Raw genomic sequence first — 20,372 nt, 5'->3', positions numbered from 1 at the left:
GATGGTTAACATGAAAAATGAATTTGATAATAAAGCGAAAGACTATGCAAATGGTAGACCTACTTATCCGGAAGAAATTCTAAGTAAACTTAAAGAGATGGGAATTGATAAGCAATCTACAGTTGCAGATATTGGGGCAGGAACAGGATTACTAACTCATATGTTATGTCAGTTAGGCTGTAAAGTTTTGGCTGTTGAGCCCAATTCAGAAATGATTAATGAGTGCAAGAAGTATTGTTCTACTAATACAAACATTGAATATATTTGTGCACCGGCTGAAAGAACTCAATTAAAAGATCATAGTATAGATGTCATTACAATTGCACAGGCGTTTCATTGGTTTGATAAACAATTGTGTAAATCAGAATTCCAACGTATTCTAAAAGAAAATAGTCATGTTATAACTATATGGAATGATTTGCAGGAAGATAGTGGGTTTGTAAAAGCATATATGAATATTATCCGCAGTTATGAAATTAAGACTACGGCAGGAAACTCATACTTTAATCCAGATAGAGAAAAGTTTGATTTTTTTGGACAAGACTATATAAAAACATATTATGACAATTGGCAAACTGTAACCGAGGAAGAGGTGATTTGTAATGCCACATCGGTATCCTATACACCATCAAAATCAGACTGTAATTATGATAAATTTGTTCAAGAACTTCGCAATCTATTCTTAAAATATCAGGAAAATGGAAAAGTAACTTTTCATTACAAGACAGAGGTTTGTATTTGTCAATTCATATAGTAATCCAATTTATAAATTCAATGGAATGAGCATAATCTGTATTTATCTATATTATTTTTTAGAAACAATAGGAGGTTAACAATGGGTTACGTAGAGGAATTAAGAAAAATAGTTGGACACCGTCCTCTTATTTTAGTGGGAGCAGTGACAATAATTATAGATGATGAGAATAGAATATTGTTACAAAAGCGAAAAACTACATCATATGGAATGTGGGGAATACCTGGAGGTTTAATGGAACTTGGAGAATCTGCAGAAGATACAGCAAAACGAGAAGTATTTGAAGAAACAGGTTTAACAGTTGGAAAGTTAAATTTAATAGATATATTTTCCGGTGAAGGTAGTTACATAAAGGTTCCTAATGGTGATGAATTCTATGCAGTTACAGTTGCGTACTATACTAATGAATTTAGTGGAGAGTTTAATATGGATGAAAGTGAATCTTTAGACTTTTCTTTTATAAGTATTGAAGAACTCCCTGAAAATATTGTGAAAAGTCATAAGAAGATTATTGAACGATTTTTGAGTATATACAATGGTTAATACATAGGATATTATGCAAGATTATTTTTATTAGATGAGGTGAAATAAATGATGAAATTAGTAAAACCGCAAAGATTAACTCCAGGGGATAAGGTTGCCACTGTAAGCCTTTCATGGGGCGGGGCTGGTGACGAAGATTTACTTTGGAGATATAATTTAGGAAAAAAGAGATTACAAGAGCAGTTTGGTTTGGAAGTTGTGGAAATGGCAAACACATTAAAAGGTTCGGACTATCTATACCATCATCCAGAAAAACGGGCAGAAGATTTAATGGCAGCTTTTTCAGACCCTTCTATAAAAGCAATTTTCTCCTGTATCGGTGGTGATGAAAGTATACGAATGTTACCATATATTGATATTAATATCATAAAGAATAATCCTAAAATATTTATAGGTTATTCTGACACAACCATCACCCATTTTATGTGTCTTAAAGCAAATTTGTCAAGTTTCTACGGAGCATCTGTTCTTGCGGAATTGGCAGAAAATATTAAAGTGTTTGACTATACTGCTGAATGGTTAGAAAAAACTCTCTTTGATCCTTCTCCAATCGGGTTAATACCAGCAGCTAAGGAATGGACTGGAGAAAGAATAGAATGGAGTGAAAGTAATGCCACTGTTGCAAAAGCTATGGTCAAAAATCAAGGGTATGAGTTTTTGCAAGGTAAAGGTGTAACTCAAGGTCATTTAATTGGTGGGTGTATTGAAGTAATGGAGATGATAAAAGGCACTTCTCTATGGCCATCAGATGATATATTTGAAGATGCTATTCTATTCTTTGAAACATCAGAAGAGATGCCAGAGCCAGCTTATATAAAATATTGGCTTAGAAACTATGGTAGCCAAGGTATATTGCAAAGAGTGAAAGCAATAATTTTCGGGAAACCGTATCAAGAAAAATATTATAAGGAATATAAGAATTCAATTATGAAGATCATATCAGAATTAGGACTAAATGATCTGCCTATTGTTTATAATATGTCATTTGGGCATAATGAGCCAATGACATGTTTACCATATGGTGCAATGGCAGAAATTGATTGTGATAAAAAGACTTTTACTATAATTGAATCTGGTGTAATATAACTTCCTGCTTAGATAAAGAGATTTTACTCGTCTCAGTTAGCTGAAACATTGTATTTATTATTATAGAATATGGAAGGTGATTAAGTTGAACTGTAATGTGAAGAGAAGAACCATAATGATATTTCCACAATTTGATAATGTTAATATTATAGATGAGATAAGAGAAAAATATGACCCACTTGCAAACCATGTTAGACCACATATTACTTTGGTATTTACATTTGAAAGTAATCTTACATCAATTGAACTTAAAGAACATTTAGAAAAAGAGCTTATAGGAATAAGCTCTTTTAGACTAAGTATGGATAATATAATAAGAATGGACAATCCTTTAGGAATGTATCTATTCTTAGTTTTAAAAGAAGGTATTGAAGATATAAAAAAACTTAGTTCCAAGTTATATACTGGAATTTTAGAACCATATAAACCTGAGTGGCTAAATGATAAAACATTCTTGCCACATATGACACTGGGAAATTTTACTTCAAGAGATGATTTAGATAAGGCTTTTAAAGATGTTAGTGATATTAAAGAAAGTTTTTCAACAATAGTAAACAAAATTTCTGTAGAAATTATTGATGAAAATGAGGATTCTATTATTGATGTTGAAGTAAATTTAAATGATTAAGTGTTTACATAATTTGTATGCAAAGCTGGTGCGCATACATAATTTGGATGTGTACCAGGTCCACAGACTTATTTTGGAAAATAAATTTATTAAATCAAAGATAATTAATTCGATAGAAACAATAGGAGGGCTTAAGAATGAGCAAAATACAAAAGTTAAAACAAGGGGATACCATTGGTATCTTTTCGCCATCATCACCAATAACTTGTTTTTGTCCAAAAAGATTTAAAAGGGGAAAAAAATATTTAGAGAGTAAAGGATTTAAAATATTAGAAGGGAATCTAACAGGAAAAAGTGATTTTTATAGGTCTGGAAGTATTAGAGAAAGAGCTGAAGAGCTAAATGCTCTTATTAGAAATTCAGAAGTAAAATGTATCATGTCTACTATTGGAGGTATGAATTCTAACTCACTCCTTCCGTATATAGATTATGAAGCATTTAAGAAAAATCCTAAAATAATAATAGGATATTCAGATGTTACTGCAATTTTGCTTGGTATATATGCAAAAACAGGAATTAAACCTTATTATGGACCAGCATTGGTAGCATCATTCGGAGAGTTTCCACCCTTTGTTGATTATACATATGAATATTTTAAAGAGTTGCTTGTTCAAGAAACTCAATTTCCATATACCTTAAAAACTCCATCTGTTTGGACAGAAGAATTTATAGATTGGGAAACCCAAGATAGGGCTAAAGAACAAATAGAAAATCAATTAGTTACAGTTTATGGTGGAACTGTACGTGGAAGATTAATTGGTGGAAATTTAAATACAATGCAAGGTATATGGGGCAGTGAATATATGCCAGAAATAAAAGAAGGAGACATACTATTTATAGAAGATTCATTAAAAGATTGTGCAACCATTGAAAGAAGTTTTTCTTTACTAAAATTAAATGGTGTATTTGATAAGGTTTCAGGAATCATACTTGGAAAACATGAATTATTTAATAATTGTAAAACTGGAAGAAAACCATATGAAATATTATTAGAAGTTTTGGGAGATAAAAAGTTGCCATTTATCGCAGAGTTCGATTGCTGTCATACACATCCCATGTTGACTTTACCAATAGGCTGTGAGATTGAACTAGATGCTACAAACAAGAAAGTGAGTATTATTGAAGAGTATATGCTTACATAATTTGGTTTGGTGTCAGGTCCACAGACTTATATTGGAAAACAAAATTAATGATACAATCAGTCTTTAGAAACAATAGGAGGTAGTAGAGTGGGACAAACATACAATGGAGAAGCTATAAGGAATTTTTACAATAACTATGGTGAAAAAGAGTGGGTTAGATTAGATTTGACTCCATATGATAGAATCAATTTTCATCTTCATATGAAATTATTACAAGAGCATATAGGAGAGGGAAAGAAGGTACTTGATGCTGGTTGTGGTGCAGGAAGGTTTAGTATAGAAATTGCACGAGCAGGGAGTGAGGTAACATTATTTGATATATCTGATGAGCAGTTAAGAATTGCAGAAGAGAAGATTAAAGAGAGTGGACTTACTTCAAAGATAGATAAAATTGTTAGAGGCGATCTTAGAGAGTTATCAAGTTTTGAGGATAATACTTTTGATACAGTTGTGTGTTATGGAGCACCACTTAACTATCTATTAGAGAATAGACAGAAAGCTGTTGATGAACTTACTAGGGTTACAAAAAAAGGTGGTACCATTTTACTTAGTGTAAATAGTAAATGGGGTGTTATTAGGAATCAATTAGGAAAGGCTGATTTCGATTACGTATCATTCTTTGGACAACCTGATTATTGGTTTATAAATGAAGTAGCAGAAACAGGAGATTTACCAGTTCACGAGATGGTTAATCATCCATCTAGACATTTTTTTGAGGCTGAAGAGTTGGAAGAAGTTATGAAGAAGGCTGGTATTGAAAATATACAAATAGGAGGAAGTCCTTGCCTTACAAGTGCGTTTCGAGAACCTGCAGAAAAATTAGCTGTTGATAGTACGGCGTGGGAAACAATAATTAAATTAGAAGAACAGGCCTTTATGAAGAGAACAATGGCTGATAATGGAGAGTTTATTATTGCTAAGGGAATAAAGTTATAAGAAATATTAGAAAATAATTAAAAAACGGTTAATATTTGGTAGAATTAAAGGATTCATAATAAACCTATAGAAAGAAGAATATATAATAATATTGCAGAAATCTAGGAGGGGAATTATGTTAGAATTATTATTTGGGTTAATTGTATTTGCAGTGGTTGCATTATTGGTCTTGATAATTGGTGCAGTTGCCTTACCAGTTTTCATTGTTGTCCTTGTGATTGCACTTATCTTAGCGTTATTAGGTGTAATATTCAAACTGACATTCAGTATAGGATTTGTGGTACTGATAGTTATATTAGCAGGTGCATTTTTTTCAAGGAATGGGAAAAGACATTAATTACTAAAAGCCACCAACATTGGTGGCTTTTTATTGGAGGAAGAATTATGAGACATATAAAAAAGACTTTTAAAGGAAATTATGAGTTAGAATACCTTCTATATTTACCTGAAGGATATGAGGAAAGTAACAAGGAGTGGCCACTTATGTTATTTCTTCATGGTGCGGGAGAGCGAGGGGATGATATTAATTTAGTGAAGTTACATGGTGTTCCAAAGGTAATTGAGGGTGGGGAGGAACTTCCATTTATAGTGATAGCACCTCAATGTCCTGAGGGTTTATACTGGGATTTCACTGTTCTTCAACTGGAACAATTGATAGAAGGGGTAATGAGCGAGTTAAGAGTAGATAATAAGAGGGTTTATCTCACAGGATTGAGCATGGGGGGATTTGGAGCATATGCCCTTGCATCATATAGACCTGATTTATTTGCAGCTATGGTAGTGATATGTGGAGGAGTGGCATATGCTAAAAGAGCTGAGCTTATAAAAGATATTCCCTTGTGGGCATTCCATGGGGAGATGGATAATGTTGTTCCTGTGGAAAAATCAATTGAGGTAGTTGGAGAAATAAAGAAAGTAGGTGGAGAACCTAAGCTTACAATTTATCCAGATAAGAGACATGACTCATGGACTGCGACTTATGAGAATACTGAAGTATATGAGTGGCTTTTGAGTCATGAAAAATAGAGAAGTTACTAAGGGTAAGGGAGAGGGATAAAGATGTACGGAGTACTTGCATATTTTGATAGACAAACAGAAGAAAAGTTAATGGGATTATGGGAAGGATTAGTTGAGAATAATATATCATTTTATTCTAAGGAGTATAGTGGGAAAAGGCCGCATATAACAATTGCTGATTATGATATGTTAGATGAGGATCAATTTAAAGGGTATATGGATATTTACTATGAACAAATAAGAAAAACTCCAATTAGTTTTGTTACTTTAGGAAGCTTTATAGGAAGTGGGGCGTTGCTACTTACCCCAACAATGAGTAAAGAATTATTGAAGTTTCATAGAGAATATCATGATAATTTTAAGATGTTCAGAGGGGATAAGGAATCTTTATATCTTCCAGGAAAGTGGATACCACATTGTACAATAGCAAATCGATTAGAGAAAGATAAACTAGCAGAGGCATTACTATATTGCACTGAAAAACTAAAGCCATTTGAAGGGCATATTAGTCAAGTAGTACTTATAAAATTGAAATATCATGGAGAAGAATGTGTAGGGGTTGAGGAGATTTATAGTAAGAAGTTAATATGATGTCATTATTGATGAGATATTTTAACGATTTTGAGAGCGTAAAAGAAATGTAAAATAGAAGCGGCTAACTACCATAAAAGTAGATAATTTTTATTGTAGTTAGCCTTTACTATACTCTATTATGCTTTCATAATTATGCTTTCATAGGTAGTATATTTTCTTAAGCTTCTTACTTGCTTTCGATAGCTAGTGTAACATAACATACAAAGATTAAGTTTGTTAGTATTATAACACTTAAATTAGCATACTTTTCAAGATGTTTTTAATAGTTATTTATTAACAATACATATAATAACTACAAATATTGCAATTGACTTTAAACTACATAAATAGTATTATGAGTATGCACTGAAAAAAATACATAATAATAATAGTATTTTGTATATAATGGAATAAAAAGTATTAAAATATCATATTTAAGACTAAATATGAATTTTAATAAATATTCTATAAGGAGGATAAGGATATGTTTTTCTTTGAAGCTATGCCATGGTATTCAGTTTTAATGTGGTTTGTAGTAGTTTGTGGATTAATGTTTGTTAATGAAATAACACGCCGCAGTAAATGGCTTGCTATTGGGGTGTATTTAGTTCTGCCTATTTTACTGCCTTTTACTATTTGGGCAAAAACAGCTGGACCAGGGACTCCGGTTGGTTATTGGTTCCCATGGGTAAAAACTTATTCTGCACTAGCAGGAGTTCTTGGATTTATGGCACTTAGATATCGTAAAGGACTAGCTAGTAATAAAAAGTTATTGTTATTTCCACCGCTTATTCTTTCATTTAATATTTTGGAAGCGGTATTCCGTGATTTCCAATGTTATAGTTTAAATGGTATAGTAGATGGATTATTTATTCAGGGTGGTCCTTGGAATATTATGAATGGTATTGCTGGTATTTTAAATATCTTAGCTATTTCAGGGTGGATAGGTATTTACATAGGTAAAGATAAAAATAAAGATATGATTTGGCCTGATCAACTTTGGTTTTGGATAATTGCTTATGATATTTGGAATTTTGCATATGTTTATAACTGCATGGCAGATCATTCCTTCTATACAGGTGCAGCACTATTAGTGTCATGTACAATTCCAGCATTCTTCTTTAAGAAAGGTGCATGGCTACAGCATCGTGCACAAACTTTAGCGCTTTGGGCAATGTTCTCTTTGACATTACCAAACTTTGCAGATAATTCAATGTTTGCTGTAAGATCTTCTCATAATCCAAAAGCATTATTTTTCCTTAGTACATTAGCTCTTATAGCTAATGCTGCCGTATGTATATATCACTTTAGTAGAGTTATTAAGTATAAACGTAACCCACTTAAAGATGAGATTTACACAGACTTAGAAGCATACAAGGCTATTTCTGAGGAAGTAAATAATGGAGTCAATGCATAATGTACAAGTTGTAAAAATATCAACAATATTGGCTACTTTATTACAATTTTTAAACAGGTAAGATGTTTTACAATGGGTGAAACTGGAGATAGTAAACTTTAATGATGAGATTTAAATTATAGAAAACTGTGTAATATGAATATGTTACACAGTTTTTTTGTTATAAAATAAAACTTAATTTAGGTGAAGTTTTTATGATGGAAGAGGCGATATTTCTCAGGAAATGATATAAAAATTGAAATACAAACAATTAACAACTATATTACCTAGGCAATATGATATAATTAAGGAGAAAAAAGATGAAAAATTGACAATTTAGTACAATGATTGTATAATTTTTCTGAATTAAATTTTAGATGGGAGTGTTGAACATGAGAAGTGAAAAAGAATGGTTACCTACGTTATTGTTATGTTTATTTGCAGGAGGATTAGGAATTCACAGATTTTATGCTGGTAAAACTGGGACAGGCATTATAATGCTACTTACTGCTGGAGGATGTGGAATCTGGGCTTTAATAGATTTAATTATGATTGTAACTGGAAACTTTACTGATGCTGAAGGTAGACCAATTTTAAACGAAAAATAATGAAAAATAAAAAACAGCGGAATTACATTTTAATTATAAGTTATATTCTAATACCAATAATTATATTTATAATTCCTGTGGATTTTATTGAAGATGGGGAAAGCATTTGTGTCTTTAAAAGGTTATTTCATAAAGAATGTTGGGGATGTGGAACAACTAGAGCCTTTTTTAATATAATACATTTTAATTTTAAAAAAGCATATGAGTTTAATAAGTTAAGCCCTATGACTTTTTCTTTATGTGTATTTGTATATATAAAAAGCTTTATAAATATTATTAAAAAATGAAATCATAATATAATTTTATTAATGAATAAACCGAATAGTTCTTTCGGTTTATTTTTTTGCAATATAAAGTAAAAATATATTTTAGTTGCCAAAAAATGTAAGATGGTATATAATATACATACTGTAAATAAAGTAATAAATAAAATTAATTTAATAGTGGGGAATTTTGGTGAACCGTTTCATCTGAATCTGTATCTAAGGTGGAAGGGTTCTTTAATATGCAATTTAAAAATCATAGCATAAAAATAAGGGGGATGAATCATGGGGAATATCAATAAAATATCAAAGAGATTAGGGGTATCTGAATATATAGTGAAGCAATGGGTAAATAAAGGAATACTTAAGTGTTTAGTTATAGATGGTGAAATGGTGTTTGATGACAAAGAAGTTGAAAGGTTTATAAAAGAGACAGGTATACAACTAATTAAACCAGAAGAGTTTGCTAAATTTATTGATAAAGAAATTTATAATATAGATGGAACTAAGAGTTTAGAAGAAACATTTGAACAGTTACATAGTGAATACTGTAGAACTCAAAATGTTATGACACCAGAAGAAATAGCTAGTTTGGTTGCAGAAGTTATAGATTAAGTTTTTTATTATAAATCAGGTAATATATATTACTGAAAAAGTCTTTTGTCCGCTATATAATTAGGATAAGAAAAAGACGAAAGAGAGGTAAAACTTATGATAGAGCAAGTATTTAATTACAGTACAGAAAATGATACAGCTGTTGAAAAAATTATTATGGATGATAATATTAATTACATTCACATGATTTTTAATAAGGAAGAAGGATTACCAGAACATTATTCAAATTCTAATGTTTATATGACTGTGATTAAAGGTATATTGTCAATACAACTAGATGAGCAAGATGTTCATGAATATGTAAAAGGAGATATACTTAAAATTCCTTATAATACAAAAATGAATGTAAAGAATCTTCATGATGATGTTCTTGAATTAATTGTCATAAAATCGCCAGCACCAGCTCTTTTTAAAAAATAGATAATAAACGTTAAATAAGGCATCAATACATAAGGTTATGTGTTGATGTTTTATTAATTAGTCATAAAGAATGCAAGGAAAAGAAATTTTTTTATTCTTTAGGAAATTGAAAAATTTTCTGAAGAATTTATCATATACAATGTTGCTTATATCAACGGGTTGCATGTTTGTGTAAAATTGTACCAATTCAATTTCTAAAGAATAAAAAAATGAAGGGGTTGTAGGGGAAGTATTTCCCCTGCCGGTTTAAGAAAGGTGCTCAGCAACGATAGTTGCGTCGAAGGGAAACATAGGTTTCCCTAGCGAAGCGCGTGCAACGCGCCTTTTTTATGATAAAATAAATGTAGAAGTGAATCAATATTCTAAAATATACGGACATGTAACTGTAGGGGATGTTATAAACGGGAGTTAGGGAGATGAAATTATGGAATCAATTTTTAAAGTATTAGAAAATAGCCAATTGTTTATAGGATTTACTCATAAAGATATTAAAGATTTATTCCAGTCAATTGATTATAGAATTAAAAAATATTCAAGGAATCAAATAATTGCTTATGAAGGTGACGAAATTGAAGAATTAGGCATTATTTTATCAGGAGAAGTATATGTAGAAAAAGTATATGTAACAGGTAAAGTAATTAAAGTAAAGAAATTATCAAAAGGAGAATTGGTTGGCCATGCCAGTGTTTTTTCAGATTATAATTATTATCCATGTACTATAGTGGCTAAAAATGATTTGGAAATATTATATATTGCCCAAGATAAGATTGCAGATATATGTTTAAGTAGTAGACAATTCTTAACTAATTTTATAAAAATGATTTCTAATCAGACAGTTTATTTAAGTAACAAATTGAAATTTATTTCGTATGACACAATAAGAAAGAAAATTTCAGATTATCTACTTAAAGAATATAAAAAACAGAAATCTTTAAAGTTAATAGTTCCCCTTACAAGAAAGGAAATGGCAGAGGTATTCGGTGTAACTAGACCGGCTTTATCAAATGAAATGATAAATATGAAAAATGAAGGATTAATAGAATATAAAGATAATATGATTCATATAAAAAATCTAGAGTTATTAAAACAAGAATTAGGAGAATAGCTCACGCGGTCAGACTGTTGAAAAAGCCCAATCTCGGCACTCTGCGCTGCTCGAGTACATAATACGTACACTCTGCTGCTCGTTCGCCTAGTTCCTTGATCTTGAACTTTTTCAACAGTCTGAAACTCTGAAGATTGAAAACAGAATAAAGACAATAATCAGTATTTTTAGCTCACGCGGTAATTATTATTACGGCGTTTTTTTATTTCAAGTGATATACTTTCTATAAGAGATAAATGATTAGAAATATGGAGGAATTTACATGACTACGATATTATTGTTTTTAGTAACAATTAGCGTATTAGTAATATCTTTATTTAAAGATAAAGGAAAAACTATAGGCTCTATGAAGAAAGCAAAAGGCATGATGGGAAGTATGATTTCAGATATAGTTGGTGTATTACTGCTTATAGGATTAATACTTGCAATAATACCACCTGAGAAGATTGAGAGTATGATAGGGAGTGGGAGTAGCTTTATAGCTACTATAGTATCAGCATTAGTGGGAACAATAACATTAATACCTGCATTTGTTGCATTTCCTTTAATAGGGTCATTGAAAGCTAATGGAGCTGGAATTACGACTTTGACAGCATTTTTAACAACATTGACAATGGTTGGATTTGTTACATTGCCTCTTGAAAAGGAGACTTTTGGAAAACAGTTCGCAATTAAAAGGAATCTTCTGAGTTTTATTTTTGCTCTGATAATAGCAATAGTTGTGGGAGGCATAATGGGATGAATAGTGTAATTAAAAAGAATAAAATTTTATTTATAGCGATACTGAGTTATCTTATATTATTTATATATAATATGGATTTAGGGGTAAATGCATTAAGCCAGAGTAAATACTTTTTCATAGAAATGATTCAAATAATGCCACCGATTTTTATTTTAATATCATTGATTCAAACTTGGGTACCTACTAAGGTCATTATGAATAACTTTGGAGATGGATCAGGAGTTAAAGGGAAGGTTCTTTCATTTGCAATAGGATCATTATCAGCAGGACCTATATATGCTGCGTTTCCAGTGTGTAAAATCCTTTTAAATAAGGGTGCCAGTATTGAAAATATTATTATAATTCTAAGTTCATGGGCAGTGGTGAAAGTACCAATGTTAATTAATGAAGCTAAATTCATGGGAATAAAATATATGGGAATTAGGTGGATATGCACAATTATCGCTATATTATTAATGGCAAAAATCATGAAGTCATGGATAAGAAAAGAGGATATTAAATCAAATTCTATAGAATATACTATACCTATGATTGATGATTTAATTTGTATTGGGTGCGGAAACTGTGCTAGATTATATCCAGAGTTATATAGTATGAAAGATGGAAAAGGAGTTATTAACATTGAAAGTATTGATAAGGAAATACTTGAAAAAGAAATAGAGAAATCTAAAGAGTGTTGTCCTTTAAATGCAATAAAGAATACAAGGAGTTGAGTGATATGGAAAAGATACTGATACTGGGCATAAGTGGTTTAGTTGGGAAAGCATTATTAAGAGAACTAGAGAATGAGTACGATGTTTATGGGACATATCACAGAAGAAAATTAGAGAAACTTAGTGATAAGATATATAAATTAGATTTAAATGATCCAAGTTGCATAAAGCATATATTGAATAATGTTAAGCCGAAAATTATTATATCTTGTTTAAGAGGAGACTTTGAGAAACAATTAGATACACATAAAGTGGTAGCTGAATACTCCAAAAAGAATGATAGTAAGATGTATTTCTGTTCAACTGCTAATGTTTTTGATAAAGATCCATCTAAAGCTTATTACGAAGGTAATCCGACAAACTCAGAAAGCGATTACGGTAAATATAAAGTGAGTTGCGAAGAAGAGTTAAAAAGAATTCTAGCAGATGATGTTGTTATATTCAGATTGCCTATGATACTTGGAACGGATTCACCAAGATTTAATTCATGGATGGATAGGTTAAATAAAGGGTTAGAACTTGAGGTATATAGTAATCTATATCTGACTTCGATTACTGATGTGATGTTAGCCAAGCAAATTCATTATATTATCAAGAATGATTTAAGAGGAATATTTCACTTGGCAACTGATGATATTATGAATCAGATAGATTTTATGTCAAAGTTAACTAGTAAGTTAGGATATAAAAATGTGAAATTAAGGAGAATTAAAGCGGGAGAAGGAAAATATTATCTTGCTGTTGTTTCAAACCGTGCTGATTTACCAGAAGAACTTAAACTTTCAAATGAAGATGTCATTAGTTATCTAGCAAGTGAATAACCTAACATTTAAAATAATTTATAACCAAACATCACCTTTATTAGTGGTGTTTAGTTATTTTCATAGAAAAATATTAAGAAGGAAATTCAACAATATTTAATTAAAAACATTGACTTATAATATATATATCAATATAATGTAATTGATTAAAAATAAATAAAGTTTTGGAGAATACCGGTTGCATATAGCATTAATAGGGAAGTTGGGTTAGAATCCCACGCAGTGCCGCTACTGTAATTGAGGAGTATTAGTTCAATATACCACTGAGGATACTCGGGAAGGTGAACTAATATGATGATACATAAGCCAGGATACCTGCCAGTGTTAAGATATCATGAACTCTTCGAGCCAAAGAGAGATATTCCATAGATGTTTTTACACGAAATTATCATGAGTTTTTATATAGATATACCACTTCATAAAAGATAAATCTTTGAAGTGATTTGTCTTTAATCATGTTTAATAATAGTGCATTAGTTTTATTTGGCTAATGCGCTATTTTTTTTGGCAAATCTATATGTTAATACAAAATTATATTTCGGTATTTGAAAAATATTGAGGAGAGAAAAAAATGAAAAAAGCAATAAGTATAGTATTAGCACTTTCTTTAGTTTTTGGACTAGCATCTTGTGGGAAAAAGAATGAAAATAATGATACAAAAAACACTACAAATTCAACAGTTGTTGAAAAAGATAATTCAAAAGAAGAAACAAACAATGAAAGTGAAACAGCTAAAAGTAATCACTACCCAGTTACAATAACTACATACAATTATTCAAAAGAGCCAGTTGAGATTACTGTAGAAAAAGAACCAGAAAAAGTAGTAGCAGTTTATCAAAACTCAATAGAAACTTTATTAGCTTTAGGGTTAGAAGATAAAATTGTTGCAGCATCAGGATTAGACCATGAAGTAAAACCACAATGGAAAAAAGCTTTTGAAGGAGTTAATTACCTTACTGAATTTACACCATCAAAAGAAACAGTTGTTATGTTAGAGCCTGACTTCATCTTAAGCTGGTATTCAATATTTAGTGACAAAAGATTAGGTGATGTTGATTACTGGCATAATAAAGGTGTTAATACATACATGTCATTAAATAGTGGTGCAGCAGCAATAAAAACTTTAGATAATGAGTACACAGATATTTTAAACATGGGAAAAGTATTTAATGTTGAAGATAAAGCACAAGCTATAGTAGATGAAATTACTAATGAAGTAGAACGAGTTTCTAAAGCTGTAGAAAAAGAAGAACAAAAAACTGCTTTAATAGTGGAAATATATAAAGATTATATAAGAACATATGGTAAAACTACTCTTGGGGGAGATATGGTAACTCAACTTGGTGCTGAAGTATTAAGTCCAGAAGGCGGAAAAATAAGTGAAGAAGGTTTAGTTAACTTAAACCCAAATACTATTTTTGTTGTTTATATGGATAGAGAAAATGAAGATGTAGCTACTGAAAGTGTAAATAAAATCATGAATAACCCCGCATTAGCTAGCTTGAAAGCTGTAAAAGAAGAAAGTGTACATGCAATCCAATTAGGAGAAATGTATGCAAGTGGGGTTAGAACAATTGATGGAATAAACAAATTTGCAAAAGGATTATATCCACATCTTTATGAGGAGAAATAAAAATGAAGATTAATCTTAAAGATGATGTTCAAACTGGAATATTTAAAGGAACGCCTATGTATATAGGTGTTTCAGTTTTATTATTGATTATTTTAGTTTTTTCAATTTTAATTGCGGTTACTATTGGTCCAGCAGATATATCTATTAAAAGTGCTTATGATATAATTGTGTTTAAATTATTTGGTATAGGAAACGCAGAAACTTTATCCAGTGGTGCTGTACATGATGTTATTTGGTTAATTCGATTACCAAGAGTTATTCTTGCTATAGCTGTAGGAATTGGTTTATCTGTTGTAGGTATTATTATGCAGGCGATAGTAAAAAATCCTTTGGCAGATCCGTATATACTCGGAATTTCTTCAGGAGCATCGCTTGGAGCAACATTAGCTATAATGCTAGGTATAGGAACTATTTTTGGAAGTAATTATGTGGGGGTATGTGCATTTATTGGATCAGCTGCTGTATCTATGCTGGTTTTAATCATTGCAAATATTGGTGGAAAGGCAAATTCAGTAAAATTACTATTAGCAGGTATGGCAATAAGTTCAGTATGTTCTGCCTTTTCAAGTTTCATAGTTTACTATGCAAATGATAAAGAAGGTATGCAAAGTATAACTTATTGGTTAATGGGAAGTCTTGCTGGGGCAGAATGGTCGAGTATAATATTTATTTTGCCTATAACCATAATAGGAACAATTTTCTTTTTAACTCAATACAGAACTCTCAATCTAATGCTACTTGGAGACGAAGTATCAATAACATTAGGTAAAAATTTACATAAGTATAGGTTAGTTTATTTAACAATAACTTCGTTAATAATTGGGTTAGTTGTATATTCATCAGGAATGATTGGGTTTGTAGGATTAATTATTCCACACTTAGTTCGTATGTTATTTGGAACAGATCATAAAAAAATAATCCCTATAGCAGCTTTGGTTGGATCTATATTTCTTATATGGGCTGATGTATTAGCTAGATCAATAATACCAAACACCGAATTGCCTATAGGTATCTTAATATCAATGATTGGAGCACCATGCTTTATTTGGTTGATGATTAAAAAGACTTATGGATTTGGAGGAAATAGCTAATGGAGATAACTACAAATGATATTGAGATATACTTTGGTGAAAATCAGATTTTAAAGGGAATAGACATAAATATATCCAATAAGCAATTCATAGGGATAATAGGTCCTAATGGTAGTGGGAAAAGTACATTATTAAAATGTATATATCGAATATTAAAACCCTCAAGTGGAATAGTTAAAATTGATAGCAAGAGCATACATGAATTAACCATGAAAGAGACAGCGAAAAAAATGGGGGTAGTTGCACAGCATAATTATCATAATTTTGATTTTTCTGTTCAGGATATGGTGCTAATGGGAAGAACACCCCATAAAAGAGCTTTAGAGAGAGATAATGAAGAAGATTATAAGATTATGTACAATGCATTAGAAAAAGTAGGAATGATTGACTTTGCAAAAAGAAACTTCAATAGTTTATCAGGAGGAGAGCAGCAGCGTATAATCTTAGCACGAGCTTTAGCACAAGAAACAGAATCACTTATTCTAGATGAACCAACAAATCATCTAGATATTAAGTATCAATTACAACTTCTTGATATAGTAAAAAGTCTTAATATAGAAGTAGTATCTGCTATACATGACTTAAATATTGCTGCTATGTATTGTGATAAAATATATGTTATGAAAAATGGAAAAATCGTTGCATATGGAACACCACAAGAAGTTCTTACAGAAAAACTAATAAAAGATGTTTATGAAGTAGATGCAAAGGTTAATTTAGATGAAGAAACCGGAGAATTAAATATTATATATAGGCCAAATTATAAAAGTAATTAAGGGGAAAAATTTAAATGGATAAAATAGGAATAATAGTTTGTGAAAAAACAACCAAAATATGTGGTGGGTGTATGTGTTTTAGTGCTTTTAGTAAAAAAGAAAAAAGTTTTGAAAGATACAAAGGCAAGGACGTAGAAATTGGAGCCTTTTTTCACTGCAACGGATGTAATTCTGAATTAGATAAAGATTTAGAAGAAAAAGTAGGAATAATAAAATCAAAAGATATAAAAAATGTTCATATGGCATTGTGTATTAAAGTTGAATGTAAAAGATATGATGAAATTAAAGATTATCTAGTAAGGAATAATTTTAATGTAATTGAAGGAACACATTAACATTAAAAATAAATCAATATGAAAAATGCTAATCCAAGGTTATATCATGGATTAGCATTATTTTTTTGTTATAACTTTTATTTTAAATAATTATGAGGAAATAAATAATAAAGGTTATACCTTATTAAATGGAGAAATAACTATTTAATGACAAAATATAGATATTGTTTGTGATGAATCACATAAGGTTGTAAAATTTATAAAATTATTATTTAATCATAGAAATTTGAGGTGAAGTTATGAAATGGGTGAAAAAGCATGGGTTATTATTGTGTAGGATTATTTTGCTATAAGAGTAGATATGGATAGTGAATATGGTTGGATGTTTGTTGGATGGAAAAAAGACGGTAGATGGGTACTTAGATTTATGGATTAAATTGAAATAAGGAAGTGGTAGCTATTTTTAAGAAAAGGAAAGATTTTAGTAATGTACATGAGCGTTATGATGAGTTTATGCATAACATGGGGTTTTATAGAGTTGATGAAATAAAAGAAATAGCAAAGTTAAAAAGTACAGAGAAAGTATTAGATATTGGAGCAGGAACAGGCTATATTGCAGCACAATTGATGAACAGTTGTGAGGAGATACATCTGTTAGATGAAAGTAATGAAATGTTATCTCATGCACCTGATTGTAAAAAGCTGATAAAAGTAATTGGTGATGCTTTAAATATCCCTTATGAGGATGATTATTTTGATGCAATAATCCTTTCAGACGTTCTTCATCATATTAAAGATCAAGATACTTTAATGAAAGAGTGTTACAGGGTTTTAAAACCTAGTGGTCGTATTGTGGTACATGATTTTCATAGAAAATATTTAAAAACTAAATTATTAGGGATGTTTGAGACATGCCTTTTTGGTAAATTGTATTATAGAACAATTGAGGAAACGAGTGAGCTTCTAGAAAAGAGTAATTTTAAAATAAAAGAGATTAATCATAAAGGATATTATTATATGCTTTTAGGAGAATGTGAATGAAATTATTTAACTATATAAGTCTATATGCCAAGTTCATAGCTTGCATGGTGAAAAAAGATACAGTTACAAATGAGGAGTATGGTAAAAGTTATGATGAGGTAGCTAGCACATATGAGAAATGGGTAGGTATAATGGGTAAACACGTTAAACCTCTTATTAAAACAGAGTTCTTTAGCAAAGAAGCTAGGGTGATTGATCTAGCCTGTGGAACAGGGTTTATTAGCCGTGAGCTACTCTCACAGGGATATGAGGGAGAGCTCATAGGAATTGATATATCAGAAATGATGATAAAAAAATGCCATGAAATGAAAAGTGATAGAGTAAATTTCATTCAAGAAGATGCTATAAAATATCTTGAGGATATGAGTCATAAGGGCGAACATGTGGATGGTATATACCTTGGATGGGCCCTGCCATATCTTGAACAGAAAAGATTGATAGAGGTTGCTTACAAAGTCTTAAAACCAGGAGGATATTTTATTACAATATCAAATTGTAAAGGGACTTTGGTAGGTGTAGAGAAGACAATTTTAGAGGTGATGATGAATAATATTCATATGGTATCAAAGCCTATGGAGGCAAAAGTAAGGCTTCCAAAGGATGAAAAACATTTAGGAAGATGGTTTAAAAAGAGAGGGTTTAAGAGTATACATATAGGTGAAGGGGAAGAGTGGGTATGTTATAAATCCCCAGAAAAGCTGTACCAGTGGTTAAGAGACACAGGGGTGTTGGCTGGAGTAGACAAAGTATTTTATGATGTGAGAGAGGCTGAAGATTTGTTGATAGAAGAATTTAGGAAGAGTCATAAAACTAGTAGAGGGTTCGAAGTGAATCATAAATTTGTTTATGGGATTTTTAGAAAAGAAGGAGGGATAAGCTGTGAATAAGAGGATGATTTTAAGAATGGTAACAAATCCAAAAGTTATAAAGAGGTTGTGGTCATATCATAAACTCATGAAGAGAGACCAGAGTTATTCTATGAAAAAAGGGATTAAGATGGCTCTTGAGATATTGAAAGGGGAGAAGATTGTATATCACGATGGGAAGTATGTTATTTGCACTTTTATGCCGCCTTTTCCATCTGAAGCATTTGATAATCATATAAAGGCTGTTCATGATCAATATAAGATATATACAGAGCAGATATATTCAAAGAGAAGAGCTCCTATATCATTCCATGTGGCAGTTACTCATCGTTGTATGTATAATTGCAGTTACTGTAGTGCTAGAGGGCGTGGGAATGGTAATGAGCTAACTACAGAGCAGTGGAAAAAGGTATTTAAAGAACTTCAAGATATGGGGACATCTGTTATAGGAGTAACAGGGGGAGAACCTTTGCTTAGAGAAGATATTGAAGAGTTAATAGGAGCCTTTGATCAGCGTTCTTCAGTTGTATTGTTTACAACTGGAAAGGGATTAACATTGGAAAAGGCTAAGAAATTGAAGAAGCGAGGATTATTTGGGGTAGGAATAAGCCTCGATACTGTTGATCCAGTAAAGCATAATACAACAAGGGGATATGCAGAGGCATATAATTATGCTATAGAGGGGATAAAAAATTCTAAAGATGCAGGGCTTTATACCATTATTCAAACCGTTGTGCTTGAAAGAGATTTAGATGAAAGTAAGCTCTTTCAATTATTTGAATTGGCTAAGAAAATGAGAGTACATGAGGTTAAAATTCTTGAACCTATAATGAGTGGAGAGTTGATGAATAAAGCACAGGAAAAAGGTGTTTTTTACTCATCAGAAGCAAGAAAAAGGCTAATTGAAATAGGGTTAAAAGCAAATAAGTGCGGAAGATTTCCTAAGATAACCACATTTGCATATACAGAAAGTAAAGAACGTTATGGATGTGGTGCGGGAACCCAACATTCATATATAACTGCACAGGGAGATTTATATCCTTGCGATTTTGTACCAATGGATTTTGGAAATGTGGGTGAGCAGTCAGTAGAATTCCTCTGGAAGGAGATGAATGAGGTAATTGGAATACCTAAAGGAAGATGTTTTGCCATGGAGATAAATCCTAGATTAAAAAAAATAGCACATTCATTACCATTAGATAAAGAGAAATCCATGAGTATATGTAGAGAGTGTCAAGTTAGTGAATACCCAGAGTTTTATAGTAATATGCAGAAATAATAAAGACTCATATATTCTCCATAATTAATTTCTAGTATAATTAGTATAA

25 protein-coding genes and 1 riboswitch are annotated in these 20,372 nt (G+C 31.0%); all 25 genes read left to right on the top strand.

From position 1 onward, the window contains the following. Nucleotides 1–10 precede the first annotated feature (10 nt). On the top strand, nucleotides 11–754 hold the full coding sequence (locus KDK92_RS19195; RefSeq protein ID WP_250861008.1) for a class I SAM-dependent methyltransferase: 744 nt from the start codon (nucleotides 11–13) through the stop codon (nucleotides 752–754). An 81-nt stretch (nucleotides 755–835) separates the two neighbouring features. Then, nucleotides 836–1,297: an NUDIX hydrolase gene (locus KDK92_RS19190; protein ID WP_250861007.1), complete on the top strand. Its 462-nt coding sequence runs from the start codon at nucleotides 836–838 to the stop codon at nucleotides 1,295–1,297. Between the two features lie 48 nt (nucleotides 1,298–1,345). After that, nucleotides 1,346–2,383 carry a S66 family peptidase gene (locus KDK92_RS19185; RefSeq protein WP_250861006.1) on the top strand — a complete coding sequence of 346 codons (1,038 nt, stop codon included), beginning with the start codon at nucleotides 1,346–1,348 and terminating at the stop codon, nucleotides 2,381–2,383. Between the two features lie 76 nt (nucleotides 2,384–2,459). After that, nucleotides 2,460–3,011: a 2'-5' RNA ligase family protein gene (locus tag KDK92_RS19180; protein ID WP_420852349.1), complete on the top strand. Its 552-nt coding sequence runs from the start codon at nucleotides 2,460–2,462 to the stop codon at nucleotides 3,009–3,011. A gap of 137 nt (nucleotides 3,012–3,148) precedes the next feature. Next, a complete protein-coding gene (locus KDK92_RS19175; protein ID WP_250861004.1) occupies nucleotides 3,149–4,153 on the top strand; it encodes a S66 family peptidase in 1,005 nt (334 codons plus the stop codon). An 87-nt stretch (nucleotides 4,154–4,240) separates the two neighbouring features. After that, on the top strand, nucleotides 4,241–5,089 hold the full coding sequence (locus KDK92_RS19170; protein WP_250861003.1) for a class I SAM-dependent methyltransferase: 849 nt from the start codon (nucleotides 4,241–4,243) through the stop codon (nucleotides 5,087–5,089). A gap of 115 nt (nucleotides 5,090–5,204) precedes the next feature. After that, a complete protein-coding gene (locus KDK92_RS19165) occupies nucleotides 5,205–5,426 on the top strand; it encodes a hypothetical protein (protein WP_250861002.1) in 222 nt (73 codons plus the stop codon). Between the two features lie 47 nt (nucleotides 5,427–5,473). Beyond that, on the top strand, nucleotides 5,474–6,115 hold the full coding sequence (locus KDK92_RS19160; protein WP_250861001.1) for a carboxylesterase family protein: 642 nt from the start codon (nucleotides 5,474–5,476) through the stop codon (nucleotides 6,113–6,115). A gap of 33 nt (nucleotides 6,116–6,148) precedes the next feature. After that, nucleotides 6,149–6,697 carry a 2'-5' RNA ligase family protein gene (locus tag KDK92_RS19155; RefSeq protein WP_250861000.1) on the top strand — a complete coding sequence of 183 codons (549 nt, stop codon included), beginning with the start codon at nucleotides 6,149–6,151 and terminating at the stop codon, nucleotides 6,695–6,697. A 466-nt stretch (nucleotides 6,698–7,163) separates the two neighbouring features. Then, nucleotides 7,164–8,096, top strand: a complete 933-nt coding sequence (locus tag KDK92_RS19150) for a DUF5692 family protein (RefSeq protein WP_250860999.1) — start codon at nucleotides 7,164–7,166, stop codon at nucleotides 8,094–8,096. 371 nt (nucleotides 8,097–8,467) lie between these two features. Next, nucleotides 8,468–8,683, top strand: a complete 216-nt coding sequence (locus KDK92_RS19145) for a TM2 domain-containing protein (RefSeq protein ID WP_250860998.1) — start codon at nucleotides 8,468–8,470, stop codon at nucleotides 8,681–8,683. After that, complete coding sequence (locus tag KDK92_RS24935) at nucleotides 8,683–8,970, top strand: DUF2752 domain-containing protein (RefSeq protein WP_420852348.1); 288 nt, start codon at nucleotides 8,683–8,685, stop codon at nucleotides 8,968–8,970. Before KDK92_RS19145 ends, KDK92_RS24935 begins: the two co-directional genes overlap by 1 nt. Nucleotides 8,971–9,231: 261 nt before the next feature. Beyond that, nucleotides 9,232–9,561: a MerR family transcriptional regulator gene (locus KDK92_RS19140; RefSeq protein ID WP_250860997.1), complete on the top strand. Its 330-nt coding sequence runs from the start codon at nucleotides 9,232–9,234 to the stop codon at nucleotides 9,559–9,561. 96 nt (nucleotides 9,562–9,657) lie between these two features. Continuing rightward, a complete protein-coding gene (locus KDK92_RS19135) occupies nucleotides 9,658–9,981 on the top strand; it encodes a cupin domain-containing protein (RefSeq protein WP_250860996.1) in 324 nt (107 codons plus the stop codon). A gap of 424 nt (nucleotides 9,982–10,405) precedes the next feature. Next, complete coding sequence (locus tag KDK92_RS19130) at nucleotides 10,406–11,086, top strand: Crp/Fnr family transcriptional regulator (RefSeq protein ID WP_250860995.1); 681 nt, start codon at nucleotides 10,406–10,408, stop codon at nucleotides 11,084–11,086. A gap of 262 nt (nucleotides 11,087–11,348) precedes the next feature. Beyond that, a complete protein-coding gene (locus KDK92_RS19125) occupies nucleotides 11,349–11,828 on the top strand; it encodes a permease (RefSeq protein WP_276576048.1) in 480 nt (159 codons plus the stop codon). Then, nucleotides 11,825–12,541, top strand: coding sequence for a permease (locus tag KDK92_RS19120; protein WP_250860994.1), 717 nt, complete (start codon nucleotides 11,825–11,827; stop codon nucleotides 12,539–12,541). The genes KDK92_RS19125 and KDK92_RS19120 overlap by 4 nt, the downstream gene beginning before the upstream one ends. A 5-nt stretch (nucleotides 12,542–12,546) precedes the next feature. Next, entirely contained in the window at nucleotides 12,547–13,362 is an 816-nt protein-coding gene (locus tag KDK92_RS19115) for a sugar nucleotide-binding protein (protein WP_250860993.1), read from the top strand. A 158-nt stretch (nucleotides 13,363–13,520) separates the two neighbouring features. Then, nucleotides 13,521–13,699: riboswitch (cobalamin riboswitch) on the top strand. A gap of 234 nt (nucleotides 13,700–13,933) precedes the next feature. After that, a complete protein-coding gene (locus KDK92_RS19110; protein WP_250860992.1) occupies nucleotides 13,934–14,995 on the top strand; it encodes an ABC transporter substrate-binding protein in 1,062 nt (353 codons plus the stop codon). Between the two features lie 2 nt (nucleotides 14,996–14,997). Continuing rightward, complete coding sequence (locus KDK92_RS19105) at nucleotides 14,998–16,086, top strand: FecCD family ABC transporter permease (RefSeq protein ID WP_250860991.1); 1,089 nt, start codon at nucleotides 14,998–15,000, stop codon at nucleotides 16,084–16,086. Next, nucleotides 16,086–16,862, top strand: a complete 777-nt coding sequence (locus KDK92_RS19100; RefSeq protein WP_250860990.1) for an ABC transporter ATP-binding protein — start codon at nucleotides 16,086–16,088, stop codon at nucleotides 16,860–16,862. Before KDK92_RS19105 ends, KDK92_RS19100 begins: the two co-directional genes overlap by 1 nt. Nucleotides 16,863–16,876: 14 nt before the next feature. Beyond that, nucleotides 16,877–17,197, top strand: coding sequence for a CGGC domain-containing protein (locus KDK92_RS19095; RefSeq protein WP_250860989.1), 321 nt, complete (start codon nucleotides 16,877–16,879; stop codon nucleotides 17,195–17,197). 390 nt (nucleotides 17,198–17,587) lie between these two features. Beyond that, entirely contained in the window at nucleotides 17,588–18,178 is a 591-nt protein-coding gene (locus tag KDK92_RS19090) for a class I SAM-dependent methyltransferase (RefSeq protein WP_250860988.1), read from the top strand. Beyond that, the gene (locus tag KDK92_RS19085; protein WP_250860987.1) at nucleotides 18,175–19,065 is read left to right on the top strand and encodes a class I SAM-dependent DNA methyltransferase; all 891 of its coding nucleotides are present in this window, start codon (nucleotides 18,175–18,177) and stop codon (nucleotides 19,063–19,065) included. Before KDK92_RS19090 ends, KDK92_RS19085 begins: the two co-directional genes overlap by 4 nt. Then, entirely contained in the window at nucleotides 19,058–20,323 is a 1,266-nt protein-coding gene (locus KDK92_RS19080; RefSeq protein ID WP_250860986.1) for a radical SAM protein, read from the top strand. Before KDK92_RS19085 ends, KDK92_RS19080 begins: the two co-directional genes overlap by 8 nt. Nucleotides 20,324–20,372 lie beyond the last annotated feature (49 nt).

The organism is Oceanirhabdus seepicola, assembly GCF_023684385.1.
In the GTDB taxonomy this organism is placed as follows: Bacteria; Bacillota; Clostridia; order Clostridiales; family Clostridiaceae; genus Oceanirhabdus; species Oceanirhabdus seepicola.
This window is presented reverse-complemented; position numbering and strand designations above follow the sequence as displayed.